The sequence below is a fragment of the Pseudomonas sp. SDT291_1_S447 genome (assembly GCF_054070155.1).
This window is the reverse complement of record NZ_JBSVXS010000029.1, coordinates 1-19,919: the sequence shown is the minus strand read 5'-3', so window position 1 is coordinate 19,919 and position 19,919 is coordinate 1. Positions and strand designations below refer to the sequence as shown.

At 60.0% G+C, this 19,919-nt stretch carries 18 protein-coding genes; 14 read left to right on the top strand and 4 right to left on the bottom strand.

The window, feature by feature from the left end:
* Nucleotides 1–70 precede the first annotated feature (70 nt).
* The gene (locus ACW9IR_RS12400; RefSeq protein WP_457463424.1) at nucleotides 71–2,425 is read right to left on the bottom strand and encodes a hybrid sensor histidine kinase/response regulator; all 2,355 of its coding nucleotides are present in this window, start codon (nucleotides 2,423–2,425) and stop codon (nucleotides 71–73) included.
* 303 nt (nucleotides 2,426–2,728) lie between these two features.
* Between ACW9IR_RS12400 and ACW9IR_RS12395 the strand changes: the two genes are divergently transcribed.
* The 4 genes from ACW9IR_RS12395 (at nucleotide 2,729) to ACW9IR_RS12380 (ending at nucleotide 6,247) form a co-directional block, all read left to right on the top strand.
* On the top strand, nucleotides 2,729–3,526 hold the full coding sequence (locus ACW9IR_RS12395; protein ID WP_007909650.1) for a hydroxymethylpyrimidine/phosphomethylpyrimidine kinase: 798 nt from the start codon (nucleotides 2,729–2,731) through the stop codon (nucleotides 3,524–3,526).
* An 18-nt stretch (nucleotides 3,527–3,544) separates the two neighbouring features.
* Complete coding sequence (gene thiE, locus ACW9IR_RS12390; protein WP_457463422.1) at nucleotides 3,545–4,168, top strand: thiamine phosphate synthase; 624 nt, start codon at nucleotides 3,545–3,547, stop codon at nucleotides 4,166–4,168.
* A gap of 15 nt (nucleotides 4,169–4,183) precedes the next feature.
* Nucleotides 4,184–5,467 carry a glutamate-1-semialdehyde 2,1-aminomutase gene (gene hemL, locus ACW9IR_RS12385; RefSeq protein ID WP_038361864.1) on the top strand — a complete coding sequence of 428 codons (1,284 nt, stop codon included), beginning with the start codon at nucleotides 4,184–4,186 and terminating at the stop codon, nucleotides 5,465–5,467.
* A gap of 225 nt (nucleotides 5,468–5,692) precedes the next feature.
* Nucleotides 5,693–6,247, top strand: coding sequence for a tetratricopeptide repeat protein (locus ACW9IR_RS12380; RefSeq protein WP_003228518.1), 555 nt, complete (start codon nucleotides 5,693–5,695; stop codon nucleotides 6,245–6,247).
* Between the two features lie 124 nt (nucleotides 6,248–6,371).
* Here the strand turns inward: ACW9IR_RS12380 and ACW9IR_RS12375 are convergent, their stop codons facing one another.
* Nucleotides 6,372–6,701, bottom strand: a complete 330-nt coding sequence (locus ACW9IR_RS12375; RefSeq protein ID WP_003185742.1) for a DUF1820 family protein — start codon at nucleotides 6,699–6,701, stop codon at nucleotides 6,372–6,374.
* 133 nt (nucleotides 6,702–6,834) lie between these two features.
* On the opposite strand from ACW9IR_RS12375, the gene miaB reads away from it, so the two are divergent.
* The 5 genes from miaB (at nucleotide 6,835) to lnt (ending at nucleotide 12,212) form a co-directional block, all read left to right on the top strand.
* Nucleotides 6,835–8,163 carry a tRNA (N6-isopentenyl adenosine(37)-C2)-methylthiotransferase MiaB gene (gene miaB, locus ACW9IR_RS12370; protein WP_095122051.1) on the top strand — a complete coding sequence of 443 codons (1,329 nt, stop codon included), beginning with the start codon at nucleotides 6,835–6,837 and terminating at the stop codon, nucleotides 8,161–8,163.
* A gap of 177 nt (nucleotides 8,164–8,340) precedes the next feature.
* Nucleotides 8,341–9,339 (top strand): PhoH family protein, encoded by a 999-nt coding sequence (locus ACW9IR_RS12365; RefSeq protein ID WP_150706835.1) that lies wholly within the window; start codon nucleotides 8,341–8,343, stop codon nucleotides 9,337–9,339.
* Nucleotides 9,332–9,826 (top strand): rRNA maturation RNase YbeY, encoded by a 495-nt coding sequence (gene ybeY, locus ACW9IR_RS12360; RefSeq protein ID WP_095122053.1) that lies wholly within the window; start codon nucleotides 9,332–9,334, stop codon nucleotides 9,824–9,826. The genes ACW9IR_RS12365 and ybeY overlap by 8 nt, the downstream gene beginning before the upstream one ends.
* Before the next feature lie 5 nt (nucleotides 9,827–9,831).
* The gene (locus tag ACW9IR_RS12355) at nucleotides 9,832–10,671 is read left to right on the top strand and encodes an HlyC/CorC family transporter (RefSeq protein ID WP_007909641.1); all 840 of its coding nucleotides are present in this window, start codon (nucleotides 9,832–9,834) and stop codon (nucleotides 10,669–10,671) included.
* A gap of 17 nt (nucleotides 10,672–10,688) precedes the next feature.
* Nucleotides 10,689–12,212 carry an apolipoprotein N-acyltransferase gene (gene lnt, locus ACW9IR_RS12350; protein ID WP_457463418.1) on the top strand — a complete coding sequence of 508 codons (1,524 nt, stop codon included), beginning with the start codon at nucleotides 10,689–10,691 and terminating at the stop codon, nucleotides 12,210–12,212.
* An 87-nt stretch (nucleotides 12,213–12,299) separates the two neighbouring features.
* Here the strand turns inward: lnt and ACW9IR_RS12345 are convergent, their stop codons facing one another.
* Complete coding sequence (locus ACW9IR_RS12345) at nucleotides 12,300–13,061, bottom strand: YdcF family protein (protein WP_457463416.1); 762 nt, start codon at nucleotides 13,059–13,061, stop codon at nucleotides 12,300–12,302.
* 104 nt (nucleotides 13,062–13,165) lie between these two features.
* Complete coding sequence (locus ACW9IR_RS12340) at nucleotides 13,166–13,489, bottom strand: hypothetical protein (RefSeq protein WP_016986130.1); 324 nt, start codon at nucleotides 13,487–13,489, stop codon at nucleotides 13,166–13,168.
* Between the two features lie 254 nt (nucleotides 13,490–13,743).
* Between ACW9IR_RS12340 and leuS the strand changes: the two genes are divergently transcribed.
* From leuS to ACW9IR_RS12315, 5 genes are all read left to right on the top strand, one after another.
* Complete coding sequence (leuS, locus tag ACW9IR_RS12335; protein ID WP_102899897.1) at nucleotides 13,744–16,350, top strand: leucine--tRNA ligase; 2,607 nt, start codon at nucleotides 13,744–13,746, stop codon at nucleotides 16,348–16,350.
* An 87-nt stretch (nucleotides 16,351–16,437) separates the two neighbouring features.
* Complete coding sequence (locus ACW9IR_RS12330; RefSeq protein WP_150706829.1) at nucleotides 16,438–17,043, top strand: LPS-assembly lipoprotein LptE; 606 nt, start codon at nucleotides 16,438–16,440, stop codon at nucleotides 17,041–17,043.
* Between the two features lie 39 nt (nucleotides 17,044–17,082).
* Complete coding sequence (holA, locus tag ACW9IR_RS12325) at nucleotides 17,083–18,120, top strand: DNA polymerase III subunit delta (RefSeq protein WP_102899895.1); 1,038 nt, start codon at nucleotides 17,083–17,085, stop codon at nucleotides 18,118–18,120.
* Between the two features lie 175 nt (nucleotides 18,121–18,295).
* A complete protein-coding gene (gene arfA / locus ACW9IR_RS12320) occupies nucleotides 18,296–18,460 on the top strand; it encodes an alternative ribosome rescue factor ArfA (protein WP_016986126.1) in 165 nt (54 codons plus the stop codon).
* Between the two features lie 61 nt (nucleotides 18,461–18,521).
* Nucleotides 18,522–19,844, top strand: a complete 1,323-nt coding sequence (locus tag ACW9IR_RS12315; RefSeq protein ID WP_457463412.1) for a lytic murein transglycosylase — start codon at nucleotides 18,522–18,524, stop codon at nucleotides 19,842–19,844.
* Nucleotides 19,845–19,919: the final 75 nt, after the last annotated feature.

Sequence of the window (19,919 nt, the reverse complement as noted above, 5' to 3'; positions counted from 1 at the left end):
ACTCAGTTAAGCACCGCACCGCGACGGGTCAAAGTGTCATACCAGCCGAATTTGCGGCGCTTTTACCCTGTCAGCAGCACAGTACCCGACGCTCCAGAGCCGCCTGCAAATCTTCGAATTTGACCGGTTTGTTCAAGTAATCGACCGGCGCCCCCGTGGCGCAAAGCTCTCGGTCAGCGGTCAACGCCAACATGAACACCGGCAAATTCGTGCAGCCCGGCAAGGCGTGAATCTGGCAGCACAACGATGCGCCATCGTGAGCGGGTAGCAGACAATCGATCAGCACTGCGTCGAAGGTCTCTCGTTGCAAGCAATCCAATGCCGCCGCGCCGTTGTCGGCGGTACGCACGCGAAAACCGAGCTTGAGCAACATGCCGCGCATCACCAGTTGATTGACACTGTTGTCGTCCACCAGCAGCACCGTGCAATCCTGTGGTGCACGCACGCAATCGCGCGAAGGCGCGCAGATCGGCGCAGTTTCGACCACTGGCAGTTCAAACTCGACGTCCAGTTGGAAGCGACTGCCACGCCCGGGCTCCGAGCGATGTGTGAGCTTGCCACCGAGCAACTCGACCAACTGTCGGCAAATCGCCAGACCAACGCCCAGGCCGCCGTATTCGCGGGTCATCGAACCGTCGAGCTGGAAGAAGCGCTGGTACATCGTCGCTTCGCCCAGATCGGTAAAACCGATACCGGTGTCGATCACTGCAAACGACAGCGCCAGACGATTATCCGTCGACGGCTTACCAGTGACGCGCAATGCCAAACCACCGATGCGAGTGAACTTGATCGCGTTATCCAGCAGACACTCCAGGCATTGCGCGAGTTTGGCGCTGTCGCCGTGCAGGCGATCCGGCAGGGTCGGCAGCACCTCGACTTTGAAGTCCAGCGACTTGCTCGACGCATTGCCCTCGAACTGCACCCGCAACGCCTCGACCACACCACGCAGGCTGAAACTGCCCGGCGCGGCCTTGAGTTTTCCGGCCTGCAACTCGGTGAGGGTGAGAATGCCGTTGACCATGCGCATCATGTCGCGGGCAGATCCTGCGGCGGTTTGCTGATATTGCTCCAGCTCCGGATCCAGCTCGACGGTCTGCATCAGTTCCAGCGAACCGATCACACCGTTCATCGGCGTGCGCAGTTCGTGGGTCAGGGTCGCGAGGAATTCGTCTTTGAGCTTGTTGCTGTGCGCCAGTTGCTGGTTGAGCACTTCGAGCTTCTGCCCGGCGTCGTACAGCGTCTGCGCCTGTTGCTCGCGCATCGCGTTGATACGGTCCGCCAGTGCCAGCGACAGCAGCGCCACCTCGATCGCCGAGCCGATCTGGCTGGCATACATCGTCAGGAACACGTTCGGCAGCAAGCCGAGCACCATCAGCGTGTTAACGATGCCGCCGAGCAGGAACGCCGACCAGGCGATGATGAAATAACGCGCCACGCGCAAGCCGCGCCACCAGGCCAGAATCCCGGCGGCGAAAATCACCACAGTGAAGGTCAGCGCCAGTATCGTCGCCAAGCGCAGCGACAGCGCGTAACTGGTCATCAGCGACAAACCAACCACCAGCGCGCCGAACGCGATCAGTGCAATCAGCAAGCGATCAAGCCAGCGGCTATGGTTTTTGGTCTGCAGGAAACTGCGGGCGAACTGACTGCCGAACAGCCCCGCACAGCCGATGAAAAATGGCGTGGCTGCGTTGGCCCACCAAGGATTATCCGGCCAGAAATACTCGACGGCAGCGCCATTCACCGACAACTGATAAAGGCCGAACGAGGCAATGTAGAAGATGTAATAGAGGTAACTGGTGTCGCGCACGCTGAGGTAGATGAACAGGTTGTAAACCACCATCCCCAGCAGCACGCCGTAAATGATGCCCAGCACATACAGGCGCACCGGTTGGTCTTCGAGATACGCGGTGCTCGACCACAACGTCACCGGTGCCTGGATCGAGCCTTCGCTCGCCAGTCGCAAGTACACGGTTTGCTGTTGGTCCGGTTTGAATGAAAGGTCGAACAAATAATTGTTCTGGCGGATCTCGCGGCTAGCGAACGGCAAGGCGTCGCCGGTTTGCCGGACGAGGCGGTAGTCGCCATTGGCATCGGGCATGTACAGGTCGAGATGGTCGAGCGGTGGATAAGCCAGTTCCAGCAGCCAGGTACGCTGGGCAGCGGGATTGCTCGGGCGGTAATGCAGGTCGATCTTCAGCCAGAACGCTGAGCGCGAATAACCGGCATTGAGCGTGTCTTTATCTTGGGCTTTGAAATTGCCGGCGGCAGCCTGCGCGCGAACATCGGCAATGCTCGCCTGACCACTCGGGTCTTCGAACACTTGCAGCGACCGGCCCAGAGGAAGGCTCTGGGTGAATTCGTCGAATTCGACGGCGCTCGCCATAAGGGGCAAGCAGAACAGCAACATCAGCAAATAGCGCATTGAAGCCCCAGCGTGGCTCGTCCGGTTGTGTCAGGAAGCCCCCCATTCCCTTTGAGTAGACGTAAAACCGGTATTACCTGTTATTGGTTTGGATCCAGACTAGCATAGCCGTTGATGGCCATTGAGCACCATCGAAACTTTTCCTACAAAGGCTCTAGAACGGGCGTTCCAGAGCAAAGCATCGAGATAGAGCTGTTGGGTTGGTCAGGTTGTGACAGTACGGTCGGATTCTCTTGCCAGGTTATCGGCCAGGCACAAAGGCACTGAACCCGAAAATCAGCTTTGGTGGTAAGCTCGCGCACCATGAATATCTACAGCTCCCGCCCCGTTGTCCTCTGTCTCTCCGGCCACGACCCCAGTGGTGGCGCCGGCTTGCAGGCAGATATCGAAGCCCTGCTCGCGCAGGGTTGCCATGCGGCTCCGGCCGTCACCGCCCTGACCGTGCAAGACACCGTCAACGTCACTGACTTCCGCGTCCTCGACCGTGAGTGGGTGTTGGCCCAGGCCAATGCCGTGCTCAACGACTCCGAAGTCGCTGCTGTCAAACTGGGCATGCTCGGTTCGCTGGAAATGGTCGACACCGTTGTCGAACTGCTCTCGGCGCACCCGCATTTGCCGGTGGTCTGCGACCCGGTGCTGCGCGCCGGTGGCGGCGGTCGCCTGGGCAAGGACGAGGTCGGCTACGCGATGCGCGAACGTCTGCTGCCGCTGTCGATCATTGCCACCCCTAACCTTCCTGAAGCGCGCATCCTCGCCGAACTGCCCGAAGGCACCGCGGACGAGTGCGCTGAAAAACTCCTGCCGTTCGTCAAAAACCTGCTGATCACCGGCGGCCACGGCGACGAAACTGAAATCCATAACCGCGTGTACAGCCGCGACGGCCTGCGTGAAACGTTTATCTGCCAGCGTCTGCCGGGCAGCTATCACGGCTCCGGCTGCACCTTGGCCAGCGCGCTGGCCGGTCGACTGGCGCAAGGCGAACACCTGGCCAGCGCCGTGCGCAGTGCACTCGATTACACCTGGCGCACCCTGCGCGATGCCGAACAACTGGGCAAAGGCCAGTTCGTCCCGCGTCGCCTGCCGCTGGATTTCTGCTCGTAACGTCGTGAGGTCTGCCCGATGAAACTACGTGGCCTGTATGCCATTACCGACAGCGAGCTGCTGGCCGGCAAGTTTCTGTCTTATGTAGAGGCGGCGCTGGAAGGCGGCGTCACCCTGCTGCAATACCGCGACAAGAGCAGCGACGAGGCCCGCCGTTTGCGCGAGGCCGAAGCGCTGCGTGATCTGTGCGAGCGCTACAAGACGCAGTTGATCATCAACGATGATGCCGAACTGGCCGCGCGGCTTAACGTCGGCGTGCACCTTGGTCAGACCGACGGCCCACTGTCGCCGACCCGCGCCCTGCTCGGTTCAAAAGCGATCATCGGTTCGACCTGTCACGCGCAAATCGCGCTGGCCGAGCAAGCCGCCAAAGAAGGCGCGAGTTACGTCGCCTTCGGCCGCTTCTTCAACTCCAACACCAAGCCCGGCGCGCCGACCTGCAGCCTCGATCTGCTCGACCAAGCCAAGCGCACGCTGCACCTGCCGATCTGCGCGATTGGCGGCATCACCCTCGACAACGCTGCACCGCTGGTGGCCCATGGCGTCGACCTGCTCGCCGTGGTCCACGGTCTGTTTGGTGCCGAAAGCAGCGCCGAAGTGACCCGCCGCGCCCGCGCGTTCAATGATTTACTGAAAGTCTGATTTGAGAGCCCGATCATGTCTCGTTCCGAAACCCTGTTTGCCAATGCCCAGAAACACATCCCCGGTGGCGTGAACTCGCCCGTTCGTGCGTTCAAGAGCGTTGGCGGTACGCCGTTGTTCTTCAAGCACGCTGAAGGCGCCTACGTCACTGACGAAGACGACAAGCGTTATGTCGATTACGTCGGCTCGTGGGGCCCGATGATCCTCGGCCACAGCCACCCGGACGTGCTCGACGCGGTGCGCAATCAGCTGCAACACGGCTTGTCCTACGGCGCGCCGACCGCGATGGAAACCGAGATGGCCGACCTGGTCTGCTCGCTGGTGCCATCGATGGACATGGTGCGCATGGTCAGCTCTGGCACCGAAGCAACCATGAGCGCGATCCGTCTGGCCCGTGGTTACACCGGCCGCGACAGCATCATCAAGTTCGAAGGCTGCTACCACGGTCACTCCGACAGCCTGCTGGTCAAGGCCGGTTCCGGCGCACTGACCCAAGGCGTGCCAAGTTCGGCCGGCGTGCCGGCGGCATTCGCCAAACACACTCTGACCCTGCCCTTCAACGACATCGACGCTGTGGAAAAGATGCTCGCTGAAGTGGGTGAGGACGTGGCGTGCATTATTGTTGAGCCGGTGGCCGGCAACATGAACTGCGTGCCGCCAGCGCCAGGTTTCCTCGAAGGTCTGCGTTCGCTGTGCGACAAGCATGGCGTGGTGCTGATTTTCGACGAAGTGATGACCGGTTTCCGCGTTGCCCTCGGCGGTGCTCAGGCGTACTACGGGGTCAATCCTGACCTGACCACCTTCGGCAAGATCATCGGCGGCGGCATGCCGGTTGGCTGCTTCGGCGGCAAGCGCGAAATCATGGAGCGCATCGCGCCGCTGGGTCCGGTGTATCAGGCCGGCACGTTGTCGGGTAACCCGCTGGCCATGGCCGCTGGCTTGACCACTTTGCGTTTGATCAGTCGTCCAGGCTTTCACGCCGAGCTGACCGACTACACCACGCGTCTGCTCGACGGCCTGCAACAACGCGCCGATGCCGCCGGCATTCCATTCGTGACCACCCAGGCTGGCGGCATGTTCGGTCTGTACTTCAGCGGCGCCGATGACATCGTCACCTTTGAAGACGTGATGGCCAGCGACGCTGCGTTGTTCGGTCGCTTCTTCCACCTGATGCTGGAAGGTGGCGTGTATCTGGCACCGAGCGCCTTCGAAGCCGGTTTCACCTCGATCGCCCACGGCGAAGCCGAGTTGAAACTGACACTGGACGCTGCCGAGCGCGCCTTCGCTGCACTGAAGTAATCGCCGTACCGCTGACGTTGGCTATCGCCAGCGTCAGCATTCACCTACACCCACGCTGTTTTTCCGATGCTCCTGCTAAAAATCTCCCCTAAAGTGGGCGATATATTCCCCGCGCAGCAGAAAAACGAGTAAAGACTTTGTAAGGTTGGCCCTGCTTATTTCATAATGCGCGCTTATTGGATCCCTCGATGGGTCCGCGTGCCCTTCAGAGGTAAGTCGATTCCCATGAACCGCACCGGCCGCACCCTTGCCTTGGGCTGCCTGTTGCTCCTTCAGCCCCTGCTCGCGCATGCACAAGCAGGCGGCAACTCGTTGTTGATCCCGGCGATGGGTCGTTGCACCCTCAATACTCAGCCGCAAGACGTCACGCAGGCCTTGGCCGCGTGCCAGAAAGCGGCGGACGAAGGGGATGCGCAAGCGCAATACGAGTTGGGTGAGTTCTACTACGACGGCAAGAATGCGCCGCGCGACCTCAATCAAGCCCTGAGCTATTTCGAAAAAGCCTCGTTGCAAGGCCACGCTCAGGCGCAATTCAAACTGGGCACCATGTTCTTCCACGGTGAAGGCGTGCAAGCCAACAACATTCAGGCGTATATCGTGCTGAAGATGGCGGCGGTCAACGGCGCTGAAGACGCGCTGGACACGGCCGACGAAGTCTCCGAAAAAATGTCCCGCGAAGATCTCGAAACCGCCACCCAGGTGCTCGGGCAAATTTTCCGTAAATACCTGATGGAACTGCAGAGCGCCGATGGGCGTACGCCGTTCTCGCCTCTTCCCTGATCAGCGATAGTTCCCACGCTCTGCGTGGGAATTCATCCAGTGACGCTCCGCGTCACCGACGCAGAGCGTCGAGGGCGGCATTCCCACGCAGAGCGTGGGAACTATCAGCATCCAGAATCTGCTGTTACTTCTCAGGCATCGGCATCGGAAACGGCATCACATTGCCGACCGCGCCGCGGGCTTCGCTGATTTTCGGGGTACCCAGACGCTCCACCTCGTCGATGCGCACAATCGAGTGCATCGGCACAAAGCTGCGCACCACGCCTTCGAACTGCGCCTTGAGCTTTTCTTCGCTCGGGTCGACGACCACTTGCGTCCGCTCGCCAAAGACGAACTCTTCCACTTCCAGAAAGCCCCACAGATCACTTTGATAGATCTGCTTGGCGTACATTTCGAACACCTGGCCCTGGTTGAGGAAAATCACCTTATAGATTGGAGCTTCGCGTTTGGTCATGGCGGGGGGATAACATCGGGGATAAAAATGAGGGCGCAAACTATAGCATAGCCACCGGACGCGCAGCGGTAGGAACCTGAGGGCTTGTTCCCTATAATGCGCGGTTCTTTGAATCACGTGATGACCCTAATCCATGGCCAAGAAGCTTTACATCGAAACCCACGGTTGCCAGATGAACGAGTACGACAGCTCGCGCATGGTCGATCTGCTGGGTGAACATCAGGCCCTGGAAGTCACCGCTCGCGCGGAAGACGCCGACGTGATTCTGCTCAACACCTGCTCGATCCGCGAGCGCGCCCAGGATCGCGTGTATTCGCAGCTCGGCCGCTGGCGCGAACTGAAACTGGCCAACCCGGAGATGGTAATCGCCGTTGGCGGTTGCGTGGCCAGCCAGGAAGGCGCGGCGATCCGTGATCGCGCGCCGTACGTCGACGTGGTCTTTGGCCCGCAGACCCTGCACCGCCTGCCGGAAATGATCGACGCCGCGCGCATCACCAAATTGCCGCAAGTCGACGTGTCGTTCCCGGAAATCGAAAAATTCGACCACTTGCCCGAGCCGCGCATCGATGGCCCGAGCGCTTATGTGTCGGTGATGGAAGGTTGCAGCAAGTACTGCACGTTCTGCGTGGTGCCTTACACCCGTGGCGAAGAAGTCAGCCGGCCGTTCGACGACGTCATCGCCGAAGTCATTCACCTCGCCGAAAACGGCGTACGTGAAGTGACGCTGCTCGGGCAGAACGTCAACGGCTATCGCGGTACGACCCACGACGGTCGTCTCGCCGATCTGGCCGAGCTGATCCGCGTAGTCGCCGCTATCGACGGCATCGACCGCATCCGCTACACCACTTCGCACCCGTTGGAGTTCTCCGACAGCCTGATTCAGGCCCACGCCGACGTGCCGGAACTGGTCAAGCACCTGCATTTGCCGGTGCAATCGGGCTCGGACCGGATTCTCGCTGCGATGAAGCGCAACCACACCGCGCTGGAGTACAAATCCAAGCTGCGCAAACTGCGCGCGGCGGTACCGGGGATCTGCATCAGTTCGGACTTCATCGTCGGTTTCCCCGGCGAGACCGAGAAAGACTTCGAACAGACCATGAAGCTGATTGCCGACGTCGGTTTCGACTTCTCTTATTCCTTCGTCTATAGCCAGCGCCCCGGCACCCCGGCTGCCGATCTGGCCGACGACACCCCGGAAGAGCTGAAGAAGGAACGCCTGAACGCACTGCAGCATCGTTTGAATCAGCAAGGCTTCGAGATCAGCCGACAAATGGTCGGTTCGGTCCAGCGCATTCTGGTGACGGATTATTCGAAGAAAGACCCGGGCGAGCTGCAAGGGCGCACCGAGAATAATCGTATCGTCAACTTCCGCTGCGACAATCCAACCCTGATCGGTCAGTTCGCCGACGTGCACATCGATGCGGCGCAGCCGCACTCGCTGCGCGGCTCGCTGATCCAATAAATGCAAAAGATCGCAGCCTTCGGCAGCTCCTACAGGGGAATGTAATCCATGTAGGAGCTGCCGAAGGCTGCGATCTTGACGGTCTCGACGCCGAGAATATTTAAGAGCTTTCGCACCCACGCCTCTGGCGTTATCCTTGATTTCATCTTAATTGCCCCAGGGCGGCTAAATACGACCTTGAACGCACCCATAGAACCACATCGTTTTATCCTCGAGCCCTTTGAGGCTCGCCGCTTCGCCAATCTGTGCGGGCAATTCGACGAGCATTTGCGCTTGATCGAACAGCGCCTGACCATCGAGATCCGCAACCGCGGAAACCAGTTCGAGCTGATCGGCGACCCCAAACACACCACGTCTGCGGAAAATCTGATTCGTCGCCTGTACCGGGAAACCAAAGGTTCAGAGCTGTCGCCAGATACGGTGCACCTGTTCCTGCAGGAATCGGCCGTGGTCGAGCTGGACAACCACGCCCCCGCCGAAGCTTCCGTTGCCCTGCGCACCAAGAAAGGCATGATTCGCCCGCGCGGCTTGAATCAGTTGCGTTACGTCAAGGAAGTCCTCGGCAACGACATCAACTTCGGCATCGGTCCGGCCGGTACCGGCAAGACCTATCTGGCCGTGGCTTGCGCTGTCGATGCCCTGGAACGCGAGCAGATTCGTCGCATCCTGCTGGTGCGTCCGGCGGTTGAAGCGGGTGAAAAACTCGGCTTCCTGCCCGGCGACCTGTCGCAGAAGATCGACCCGTATTTGCGCCCGCTCTACGACGCGCTTTACGAGATGCTCGGCTTCGAATACGTGGCCAAACTGATCGAACGTCAGGTGATCGAAGTTGCGCCGCTGGCCTACATGCGCGGCCGTACGCTGAACAACAGCTTCATCATCCTCGACGAAAGTCAGAACACCACCGTCGAACAGATGAAGATGTTCCTCACCCGGATCGGTTTCGGCTCTACAGCAGTCATCACCGGTGACATCACCCAGGTCGACCTGCCGAAAGGCACCAAGTCGGGTCTGCACCATGTGATCGAAGTGCTCAAAGACGTACCGGGTATCAGCTTCACCCACTTCCAGCCTAAAGACGTCGTGCGCCATCCTTTGGTCCAGCGGATCGTCGAAGCCTACGAGCGCTTCGAAAACCGTGACGAAGTACCCAAGGACACCTCGCGAAATGCTTGAGCTAGACCTGCAAATCGCAACTGACGCGAACGCGCCGAGTGAAGCCGACTTCCGTCTGTGGTGCGAACTGGCCCTGCGCCAACGCACCGCCGACTCGGAAATGACCATTCGTCTGGTCGACGAGGAAGAAGGCCGCGAGCTCAATCACACCTGGCGCCACAAGGATTACGCGACCAACGTCCTGTCATTCCCGGCTGAAGTGCCTGACGAGTTTCTCGACATCCCGCTGCTGGGCGATCTGGTGATCTGCGTGGCGGTGGTTGAGCGCGAAGCTGCCGAACAAGGCAAGGAACTAAAGGCCCACTGGGCACATCTGGTCATTCACGGCTGCTTGCATCTACTGGGTTACGACCATATAGATGACGAAGAAGCCGAGGAAATGGAAGCACTGGAACGCGAGTTGCTTGCTGAACTGGGCTATCCCGATCCGTACGCGGACGACGAACCCGAAACATCCCCTATCGTTACAACAAAGGATTCAGAGTAATCGCTATGAGCGAAGATCGATCGAGCAACGGGCAGAAGTCATGGCTGGGTAAACTGACCCAGGCTTTTGCCCACGAGCCGAAGAACCGTCAGGAGCTCCTCGAGCTGCTGCGTGATGCACATCAGAACAAACTGCTGGACAGCGAAGCGCTGGCCATCGTCGAAGGCGCCATTCAGGTGGCTGACCTGCAAGTACGCGACATCATGGTGCCGCGCTCGCAGATGATCAGCATCAAGGCGACCCAGACACCGCGTGAATTCCTCCCGGCCGTGGTCGACTCGGCCCACTCGCGCTATCCGGTCATTGGTGAAAGCCATGATGACGTGATGGGCGTGCTGCTGGCCAAGGACCTGCTGCCGTTGATCCTCAAGGAAAACGGCGACAGCTTCAACATCAAGGACCTGCTACGCCCGGCCACCTTCGTGCCGGAGTCCAAGCGTCTGAACGTGTTGCTGCGTGAATTCCGCGCCAACCACAATCACATGGCCATCGTCATCGACGAATACGGCGGTGTGGCCGGTCTGGTGACCATCGAAGACGTGCTGGAGCAGATCGTCGGCGACATCGAAGACGAGCACGACGTCGAAGAAGACAGCTACATCAAGCCGCTGCCCAGTGGCGACTTCCTGATCAAGGCGCTGACGCCGATCGAGAACTTCAACGAGTTCTTCGACAGCGAATTCTCTGATGACGAGTTCGACACCGTCGGTGGTCTGGTGATGAGCGCGTTCGGGCACTTGCCAAAACGCAACGAAATCACTGAAATCGGCGCCTATCGTTTCCGCATCCTGAACGCCGACAGCCGTCGGATTCACTTGCTGCGACTGACCCCTATCGCCCGGTAATACCTCTAAGGATTGAAATGCGCTGGACAACCCGCCCCGGCTGGCCCGGTAACCTGCTGGCCGTGGCGGCCGGTGCAATCACTACCTTCGCTCTGGCGCCGTTCAACATCTGGCCGCTGGCTTTGCTGGCGGTCGGCCTGTTTTATGCCGGCTTGCGCGAGCTGAGCCCGCGTCAGGCGCTGGGCCGTGGCTGGTGTTTCGGTTTCGGCCTGTTCGGCGCCGGCACCAGTTGGATCTATTACAGCATTCACCACTTCGGTGGCGCTTCGGTGCTGCTGGCCGGGTTCCTGATGCTGCTGTTTACCGCCGCGATTGCCTGGTTCTTCGCCCTGCCGGCCTGGATTTGGGCGCGCTGGTTGCGCCGCAATGAAGCGCCGCTGGCCGATGCTTTGGCGTTTGCCGCGCTGTGGGTCGCTCAGGAAATGTTTCGCGGCTGGTTTCTCACCGGTTTCCCGTGGCTGTACTCAGGTTACAGCCAACTCGATGGCCCGCTGGCCGGGCTCGCGCCGGTCGGCGGCATGTGGCTGGTGTCGTTCACTCTGGCGCTGACCGCAGCGCTGATCTACAACGCTCCCCGGTTGCTGCAGACCGGACGCAAAGGCTTTGTGGTGGCGGGTTTGGTACTGCTGATCGGGCCGTGGGCCGCGGGCATTGCGCTCAAGGGCCACGCCTGGACCAGTCCGTCGGGCGCGCCACTGAGCGTTGCTGCAATTCAGGGCAACGTCGCGCAAAGCATGAAATGGGATCCGGCCGAACTCAACGCGCAGCTGGCCCTGTACCGCGATCTGAGTTTTCGCTCAAAACCAGTGGATCTGCTGATCTGGCCGGAAACCGCCGTGCCGGTATTGAAAGAGTCCGCCGAGGGCTACCTGAGCATGATGGGCAGCTTCGCCGCCGAGCGTAAATCAGCGCTGATCACCGGCGTGCCGATTCGCGAAATGGTCCGTCATGAAAGACGCTTCTTCAACGGTATCACCGTGGTGGGCGAAGGCGACGGTACTTACCTCAAGCAAAAACTGGTGCCATTCGGTGAATACGTACCACTGCAGGACATCCTGCGTGGCTTGATCGCATTCTTCGACCTGCCGATGTCCGACTTTGCCCGCGGCCCAGCCGATCAGGCGCTGTTGCAGGCCAAGGGTTATCAGGTTGCGCCGTTCATCTGCTATGAAGTGGTGTACCCGGACTTCGCCGCAGGCCTGTCGGCACGCAGCGATCTGTTGCTGACGATCAGCAACGACACCTGGTTCGGCACCTCGATCGGACCGCTGCAACATTTGCAAATGGCGCAGATGCGTGCGCTGGAAGCGGGCCGCTGGATGATTCGCGCGACCAACAACGGTGTGACCGGGTTGATCAACCCGTTCGGGCAGATCACCGAGCAGATTCCGCAGTTCGAACAGGGCATTCTGTACGGCGAAGTGGTGCCGATGCACAACCTGACGCCGTATCTGCAATGGCGTTCGTGGCCGCTGATCATCCTGTGCGTGTTGTTGTTTGGCTGGGCACTGATGGCCAGCCGGATGTCGAAAACCCTTTAAAGCAAAAGATCGCAGCCTGCGGAAGCTCCTACAGGGAAAACGCAAATCCCAATGTAGGAGCTGCCGCAGGCTGCGATCTTTTGATCTTCAGCGGTAAAACAACGAATACCCCACCTGCCCCACCGCCTCATTCAACAGTTGCCCGCTCTGCCAGATCGACTTGAACTCCGGCAGCCAGCCACCAAACGGCCTCGCGTTATCCGTGCCCAGGAAACCAACCGGCGCCGGCACCACTTCAAACCCCGCCTGTTGAAAACTCCACACCGAGCGCGGCATGTGCCAGGCCTGGGTCACCACAACCACGCGCTTGATCCCCTGCGGCAACAAGATATCAGCCGTGAACCTGGCGTTTTCCCACGTCGTACGGCTTTCACCCTCCTGCCAACGCACCGCTACGCCGAAATCGTCGCGCAGTGAATCGGCCATCAGCTTTGCCTCGGTCGGCGGCGTTCCATAATGTAGCCCGCCTGTGGTCAGAATCGGTAACCCCGACGCCTTGGCCAACCGTGCGGCATATCGCTGACGCTCAAGCCCGACGCCAGTCGGTTGATCCTCGCCCCAGGCCAGATCGCCACGTTCACGCCCGGAACCCAGCACCACAATGGCATCAGCCCGTTGCGCGAGCGTTGCCCACTCTTCCCGGGCCAGCGCAGGCTCACGCTCCAGCGCCTTGGCACCCCATTGCACCACCACCGGCAAGCTCATCAGCCAGAATCCGCCAAAGCCAATGGCAAAACACAACCCGGCCAATCGCGGCCGCGAACGGCGCAGCCACCACGCGACCAGCAACAGCAGCAAAAGAATGCCGGGCGGCAAAAGAAGTTGTTTGATGAAATAACGAATGGGCATCGGGCATCTCCAAAGATGCCCGAAGCCTAAGAGTGTTAATAATGCGTTACAACCGATAGGTGGGATCCTGTTGAAAAAGATCCGGTTCTTGACCTGCCATGCGCTTACTTGGCCTGCAAAGCCCGTACCTTGACGGTATCTCTGCCGGGCGCCTTGTCCTTGAGCCAGATGACCTTGGCCGAATGTGCTGCATCGAGCTGCTTCACTGCCTGCGACAAGCATCCATGCGTTTCACGTTCACTACGATCCAGATAGGCCTTGACCAGTTTGAACTCGGCGGGGCTCAAGCCACGCAATTCCAGTTCCAGGGGGCGCTCGTCGCGCAGCCGGTCAGCGGTTTTGGCAGCATCCAGGGCCATGCCCAGACGGTTCATCAACCGCTCGTACAACTCAGGTTTCGTGACGTTTTTCTGCCGTTGCTCCACCATCCCTCACCTCATTGAAGATAAGACTCACTCCCCAGTTAGAGCTTAGCTTCGCTGCACAAACCGGCTGCACGCCGCGACCAACGGCCCTCGTCATGAATTCGCCGCACCAAACAGCTGTAATCAGGGTTTCCCTAGGCCAAGCGCGGTCATGTATGCTACGGCGCTTCCTGTAATTCCACTTCCAGCTCGTCCGGGCCATCCCGAATGCCGCGTTGAAGAGGATTAGGCCACCCCTATCCAGTACAAAAGTAGCCATGCACGAACAATATCAGCCCCGTGAAATCGAAGCCGCCGCCCAGTCGTTCTGGGACGAGCAAAAGTCCTTTGAAGTCAGTGAACAGCCAGGCAAGGAGACTTACTACTGCCTGTCGATGTTCCCTTACCCCAGCGGCAAGCTACACATGGGGCACGTGCGCAACTACACCATCGGCGACGTGATCTCCCGTTATCAGCGCATGCAAGGCAAGAATGTTCTGCAACCGATGGGGTGGGACGCTTTCGGCATGCCGGCGGAAAACGCCGCGATGAAAAACAACGTCGCTCCGGCCAAGTGGACCTACGAAAACATCGCCTACATGAAAACCCAGCTGCGCAGCCTGGGTCTGGCGGTCGACTGGTCGCGCGAAGTCACCACCTGCAAGCCTGATTACTACCGCTGGGAACAATGGCTGTTCACTCGCCTGTTCGAAAAAGGTGTGATCTACCGCAAAAACGGCACCGTGAACTGGGACCCGATCGACCAGACCGTTCTGGCCAACGAACAGGTGATCGACGGTCGCGGCTGGCGTTCCGGCGCGCTGATCGAAAAGCGCGAAATCCCGATGTACTACTTCAAGATCACCGCTTATGCGGATGAACTGCTGGAGAGCCTCGACGAGCTGACCGGCTGGCCTGAACAGGTCAAGACCATGCAGCGCAACTGGATCGGCAAATCCCGCGGCATGGAAGTACAGTTCCCGTACAACGTCGACTCGATCGGCGAAGCCGGCACTCTGAAAGTCTTCACCACCCGTCCGGACACCCTGATGGGCGCGACTTATGTCGCCGTGGCTGCCGAGCATCCACTGGCCACCCTGGCCGCAAAAAACAATACCGAGCTGCAAGCGTTCATCGCTGAATGCAAGGGCGGCAGCGTCGCTGAAGCCGACGTCGCTACCCAAGAGAAAAAAGGCCTGCCGACCGGCCTGTTCGTCGAGCACCCGCTGACCGGTGAAAAACTCCCGGTATGGGTCGCCAACTATGTGCTGATGCACTACGGCGATGGCGCTGTGATGGCGGTACCGGCGCACGACGAGCGCGATTTCGAATTCGCCCACAAGTACAACCTGCCGGTCAAATCGGTGGTGCGTACCAGCTCCGGCGATACCAATCCGGCCCCGTGGCAAGACGCCTACGGCGAGCACGGCACGCTGATCAACTCCGGCGAGTTCGACGGTCTCGACTTCGCGGGCGCGTTCGACGCCATGGAAGTCGCCCTGATCAAGAAAGAACTGGGCGCCTCGCGCACCCAGTTCCGCCTGCGCGACTGGGGCATCAGCCGTCAGCGCTACTGGGGCTGCCCGATCCCGATCATCCATTGCGATACTTGCGGTGACGTGCCGGTGCCGGAAGATCAATTGCCTGTCGTCCTGCCGGAAGACGTGGTGCCGGACGGCGCCGGTTCGCCGCTGGCGCGCATGCCTGAGTTTTACGAGTGCGCTTGCCCGAAATGCGGCCAGCCTGCCAAGCGTGAAACCGACACCATGGACACTTTCGTCGAGTCGTCGTGGTATTACGCCCGTTACGCCTCGCCGCACTTTGAAGGTGGCCTGGTCGAGAAGTCCGCGGCTGACCACTGGCTGCCGGTGGATCAGTACATCGGCGGTATCGAACACGCGATTCTTCACCTGCTCTATGCGCGCTTCTTCCACAAGCTGATGCGCGACGAAGGCCTGGTGAGCTCCAACGAGCCATTCAAGAACCTGCTGACCCAAGGCATGGTAATCGCCGAGACTTACTACCGTCGCGAAGCCAATGGTGCTTACACCTGGTTCAACCCGGCGGATGTAGAACTTGAGCGTGACAGCAAAGCCAAGGTCATCAGCGCCAAGCTGAAATCCGACGGCCTGCCGGTGGAAATCGGTGGCACCGAGAAGATGGCCAAGTCGAAGAACAATGGCGTTGACCCACAGTCGATGATCGATCAGTTCGGCGCCGATACTTGCCGCCTGTTCATGATGTTTGCCTCGCCGCCAGACATGAGCGCCGAATGGTCGGACTCCGGCGTTGAAGGCTCGCACCGTTTCCTCAAGCGCGTCTGGCGTCTGGCGCAAGCCCATGTTAGCCAGGGTCTGCCGGGCAAACTGGATATTGCCAGCCTGAACGACGAGCAGAAAGCCGTTCGCCGTTCGATCCACGTGGCCATCAAGCAAGCCAGCCACGACGTCGGCCAGAACCACAAATTCAACACCGCCATCGCCCAAGTGATGACGCTGATGAACGTACTGGAAAAAGTCGCACAAGGCACCGAACAGGATCGCGCGCTGATTCATGAAGGCCTGGAAGCCGTGACCTTGCTGCTCGCGCCAATCACGCCGCACATCAGCCACGAGCTGTGGAATCAACTGGGTCACAGCGATCCGGTGATCGACGCTGGCTGGCCTGTGGTCGACGAATCCGCGCTTGTACAAGACAGCCTGACCCTGGTCATCCAGGTCAACGGCAAACTGCGCGGGCAGATCGAGATGCCGGCGACCGCAACGCGTGAAGAAGTCGAAGCGGCTGCTCGCATCAACGAGAACGTGCTGCGCTTTGTCGACGGCCTGACTATTCGTAAAGTGATCGTTGTGCCGGGGAAACTGGTCAACATCGTCGCCAGCTAATTGGATCGGGCGTCAGGTTCGCCTGGCGCCAAGTAAAACCTTTCGGGCCGTACAGTCGGCCCACGTGGTTTCAAGGGGAGCAACACAATGATCAAACGCAATCTGCTGGTGATGGGCCTCGCCGTCCTTCTGAGCGCCTGTGGTTTCCAGCTGCGCGGTACTGGCACTACCGAACTCACCATCAAGGAGCTCGACCTGAGCGCTCGTAACGCCTACGGCGAGACGGTCACTCAACTGCGTCAGGTGCTTGAGTCCAGCGGCGTCAAGGTTTACAGCGGTGCACCGTACAAGCTGTTCCTGGCTGACGAGCAGGAAAACCAGCGCATCCTCAGCTACGCCGGTGCAGGTCGTACGGGCGAGTATCAGGTCACTACCGTCCTGAGCTACGACATCCGTGGCGACAAAAACCTTTCGCTGCTGAGCGACAAGCTTGAAGTGCAGAAAGTGTTTATCCACGACGGTAACAACCTCGTCGGCTCCGACCAGGAAGCCAGCGACGCCCGTCGCGATATCCGTCGCGAGCTGGTTCAGCGCATGATGCTGCGCCTGCAACAGCTGACCCCAGGTCAACTGGAGCAACTGCAGCAAGCTGCCAACAACCGCGCCAAGGCTGAAGCTGACGCGCTCGAAGCGGCGCAAAAGGCTGAAGCGGAAACACCGCGCCAGTCGCCGCTCGAAATCCCGCAGCAGTAAGACGTTCGGGGCGCTCACGCGCCCCGTTCGACCTTTCTTATGAAGCTCGCTCCCGCCCAACTCGGCAAACATCTGCAAGGCGCCCTTGCGCCGGTCTACATCATCAGTGGCGATGACCCGCTGCTGTGCCAGGAAGCCGCCGACGCCATCCGCAGTGCTGCGCGTCAGCAAGGTTTCGACGAGCGCCAGGTGTTCGCTGCCGATGCCAGTTTCGATTGGGGTACGTTGTTGCAGGCCGGCGCCAGCATGTCGCTGTTCGCACAAAAACGCCTTTTGGAACTGCGCCTGCCTTCGGGCAAACCGGGTGACAAAGGTGCCGCGGCGCTTATCGAATACTGCTCGCGTCCCGCCGAAGACACGGTACTGCTGATCAGCCTGCCCAAGCTCGATGGCAGTGCGCAGAAGACCAAGTGGGGCAAGGCCCTGGTTGAAGGCCAGCAAACCCAGTTCATCCAGATCTGGCCGGTCGATGCCAATCAACTGCCGAGCTGGATACGTCAGCGTCTGTCGCAGGCCGGGTTATCGGCCAGCCAGGACGCCGTCGAATTGATTGCCGCACGCGTCGAGGGCAACCTGCTCGCCGCCGCGCAGGAAATCGAAAAGCTCAAACTGATGGCCGAAGGTGGGCAGATCACCGTCGAAACCGTGCAGGCTGCTGTCGCGGACAGTGCGCGCTTCGATGTGTTTGGCCTGACCGATGCCGTGCTCAACGGCGAACCGGCTCACGCCTTGCGCATGCTCGAAGGGCTGCGCGGCGAAGGTGTCGAACCGCCGGTGATTCTCTGGGCACTGGCGCGAGAGCTGCGGTTGCTGGCCAACATCTCGTTGCAATACAGCCAGGGCACGCCGTTGGACAAGTGTTTCAGCCAAGCAAAACCGCCAGTCTGGGACAAGCGCAAACCACTGATGAGCAAAGCCCTGCAACGCTACTCGGCGCAACGCTGGGCGCAGTTGTTGCTCGAAGCACAGCGGATCGATGCGCAGATCAAGGGCCAAGCCGCCGGTTCGCCGTGGATGAGCCTGAGTCGTCTGGCTCTATTGATGGCTGGCCAGCGTCTTTCACTGCCTGCCGAATAAGATCAAAAGATCGCAGCCTTCGGCAGCTCCTACACCAATCCCTGTAGGAGCTGCGGCACGCTGCGATCTTTTGATCTTGTTTCCTACAATGCACGCCTGCATTTGCACTATAGACAGACGCCCGACATCGGCAGATTATTTGCCGCGCAAAACCCACTCACTCGAGAGAACCCTCATGAGCAAAAAGCCATCGAAACATGGCCCGAACAAGGCCAAATCCATCGTCGCCCAGCCCCTGTTCCGCAGTCGCCAGGAACGACCAACCAAGGGTAAAGGCAGCTACCGCCGCGAAGCCTTCCAGTCTGACAGCTGGGAGGCTTCTTACTTTCTGGCTGCTTGAAGCGCAGTACCCCCCGGTCATGTTAAGGTCTGCACCTGATTCGTATCCCCTGGACCTGTGCATGCCCTTTAGTCTTTCCCATCGTTGGCCTGTCCGCCAATTGATCGCTGCCTCCAGTTTCATTCTGCTTGTCGCTTGTGCGGAAAAACCGACCGCCGCCGATGCGCAACCCCTTCAAGCCGCCCCTGTTGCCACGGCCCCAGCGATCATCCCGCCGGTAGTGCCGTCCGCCAACCCTCTCGATCTTCAGCCGACTCAGACCTTTGCCGAATGGCAGGCAGGTTTCCGCAAGGACGCGCTGGCCGCCGGGATTCGTCCAGAGCTGTTTGATCGCGCCTTTGCCAATGTCAGTTTCGACGCCAGCGTGATTCGTGCCGACCGCAGTCAGCCGGAATTCTCCCGCCCGGTGTGGGAATACCTCGACGGCGCGCTGTCGCCGCTGCGCGTGCGCAAGGGACAGGCGCTGATCAGCCAGTACGCCGATATTCTACAAAGCATCGAGCAGCGTTATGGCGTCGACCGTCAGGCGCTGGTGTCTGTGTGGGGCATGGAAAGCAACTTTGGCCAGTTCCAGGGCAGCAAGTCGGTGATCAACTCGCTGGCTACCCTCGCTTACGAAGGGCGCCGTCCGGGCTTTGCTCATGCGCAATTGATCGCGGCTTTGCAGATCCTGCAGCAGGGCGATATCACGCCGGAGAAAATGCTTGGCTCGTGGGCCGGCGCCATGGGCCAGACCCAATTCATTCCGACCACCTACAACACTCACGCCGTGGACTTCGACGGTGACGGTCGCCGCGATATCTGGGGCAGCCCTGCCGATGCACTGGCCTCGACCGCGCATTACCTGCAAAGCTCCGGTTGGCAACGTGGTCAACCGTGGGGTTTTGAAGTGCAATTGCCGAGCAGTTTCAATTACACGCTGGCTGATGGTGCTATTCGCAAGAGCGTTGCCGAATGGCGTCAGTTGGGCGTGATCCTGCCAAACGGCGCTCAAGTCCCAGCCGGCTCGGAGCAACTTTCCGCTGCCCTGCTGCTGCCGGCCGGTTATCGCGGCCCGGCGTTCCTGATCCTCGACAACTTCCGGGCGATCCTCAAGTACAACAACTCTTCGTCGTATGCCTTGGCGGTGAGCCTGTTGTCCGAGCGTTTCAACGGTGGTGGCTTGATCAACGGCAGCTGGCCGAAAGATGATCTGCCGCTGAGCCGTACCGAGCGTATGGAATTGCAAACCCTGCTGAGCGCGCGCAATTACGATGCCGGCACAGCGGACGGGATCATCGGCGCCAATACGCGCAAAGCGATTCGCAGTGCCCAGCAGTCGCTTGGCTGGCCGGCGGACGGGTATCCGACGCACAAGTTGCTGGAAAGCCTGCGTAGCCAGTAGTGGTTAGGTTGTATGGCTGATGGCGCCTTCGCGAGCAAGCTCGCTCCCACATTTTGGAATGCGTTCCCCTGTGGG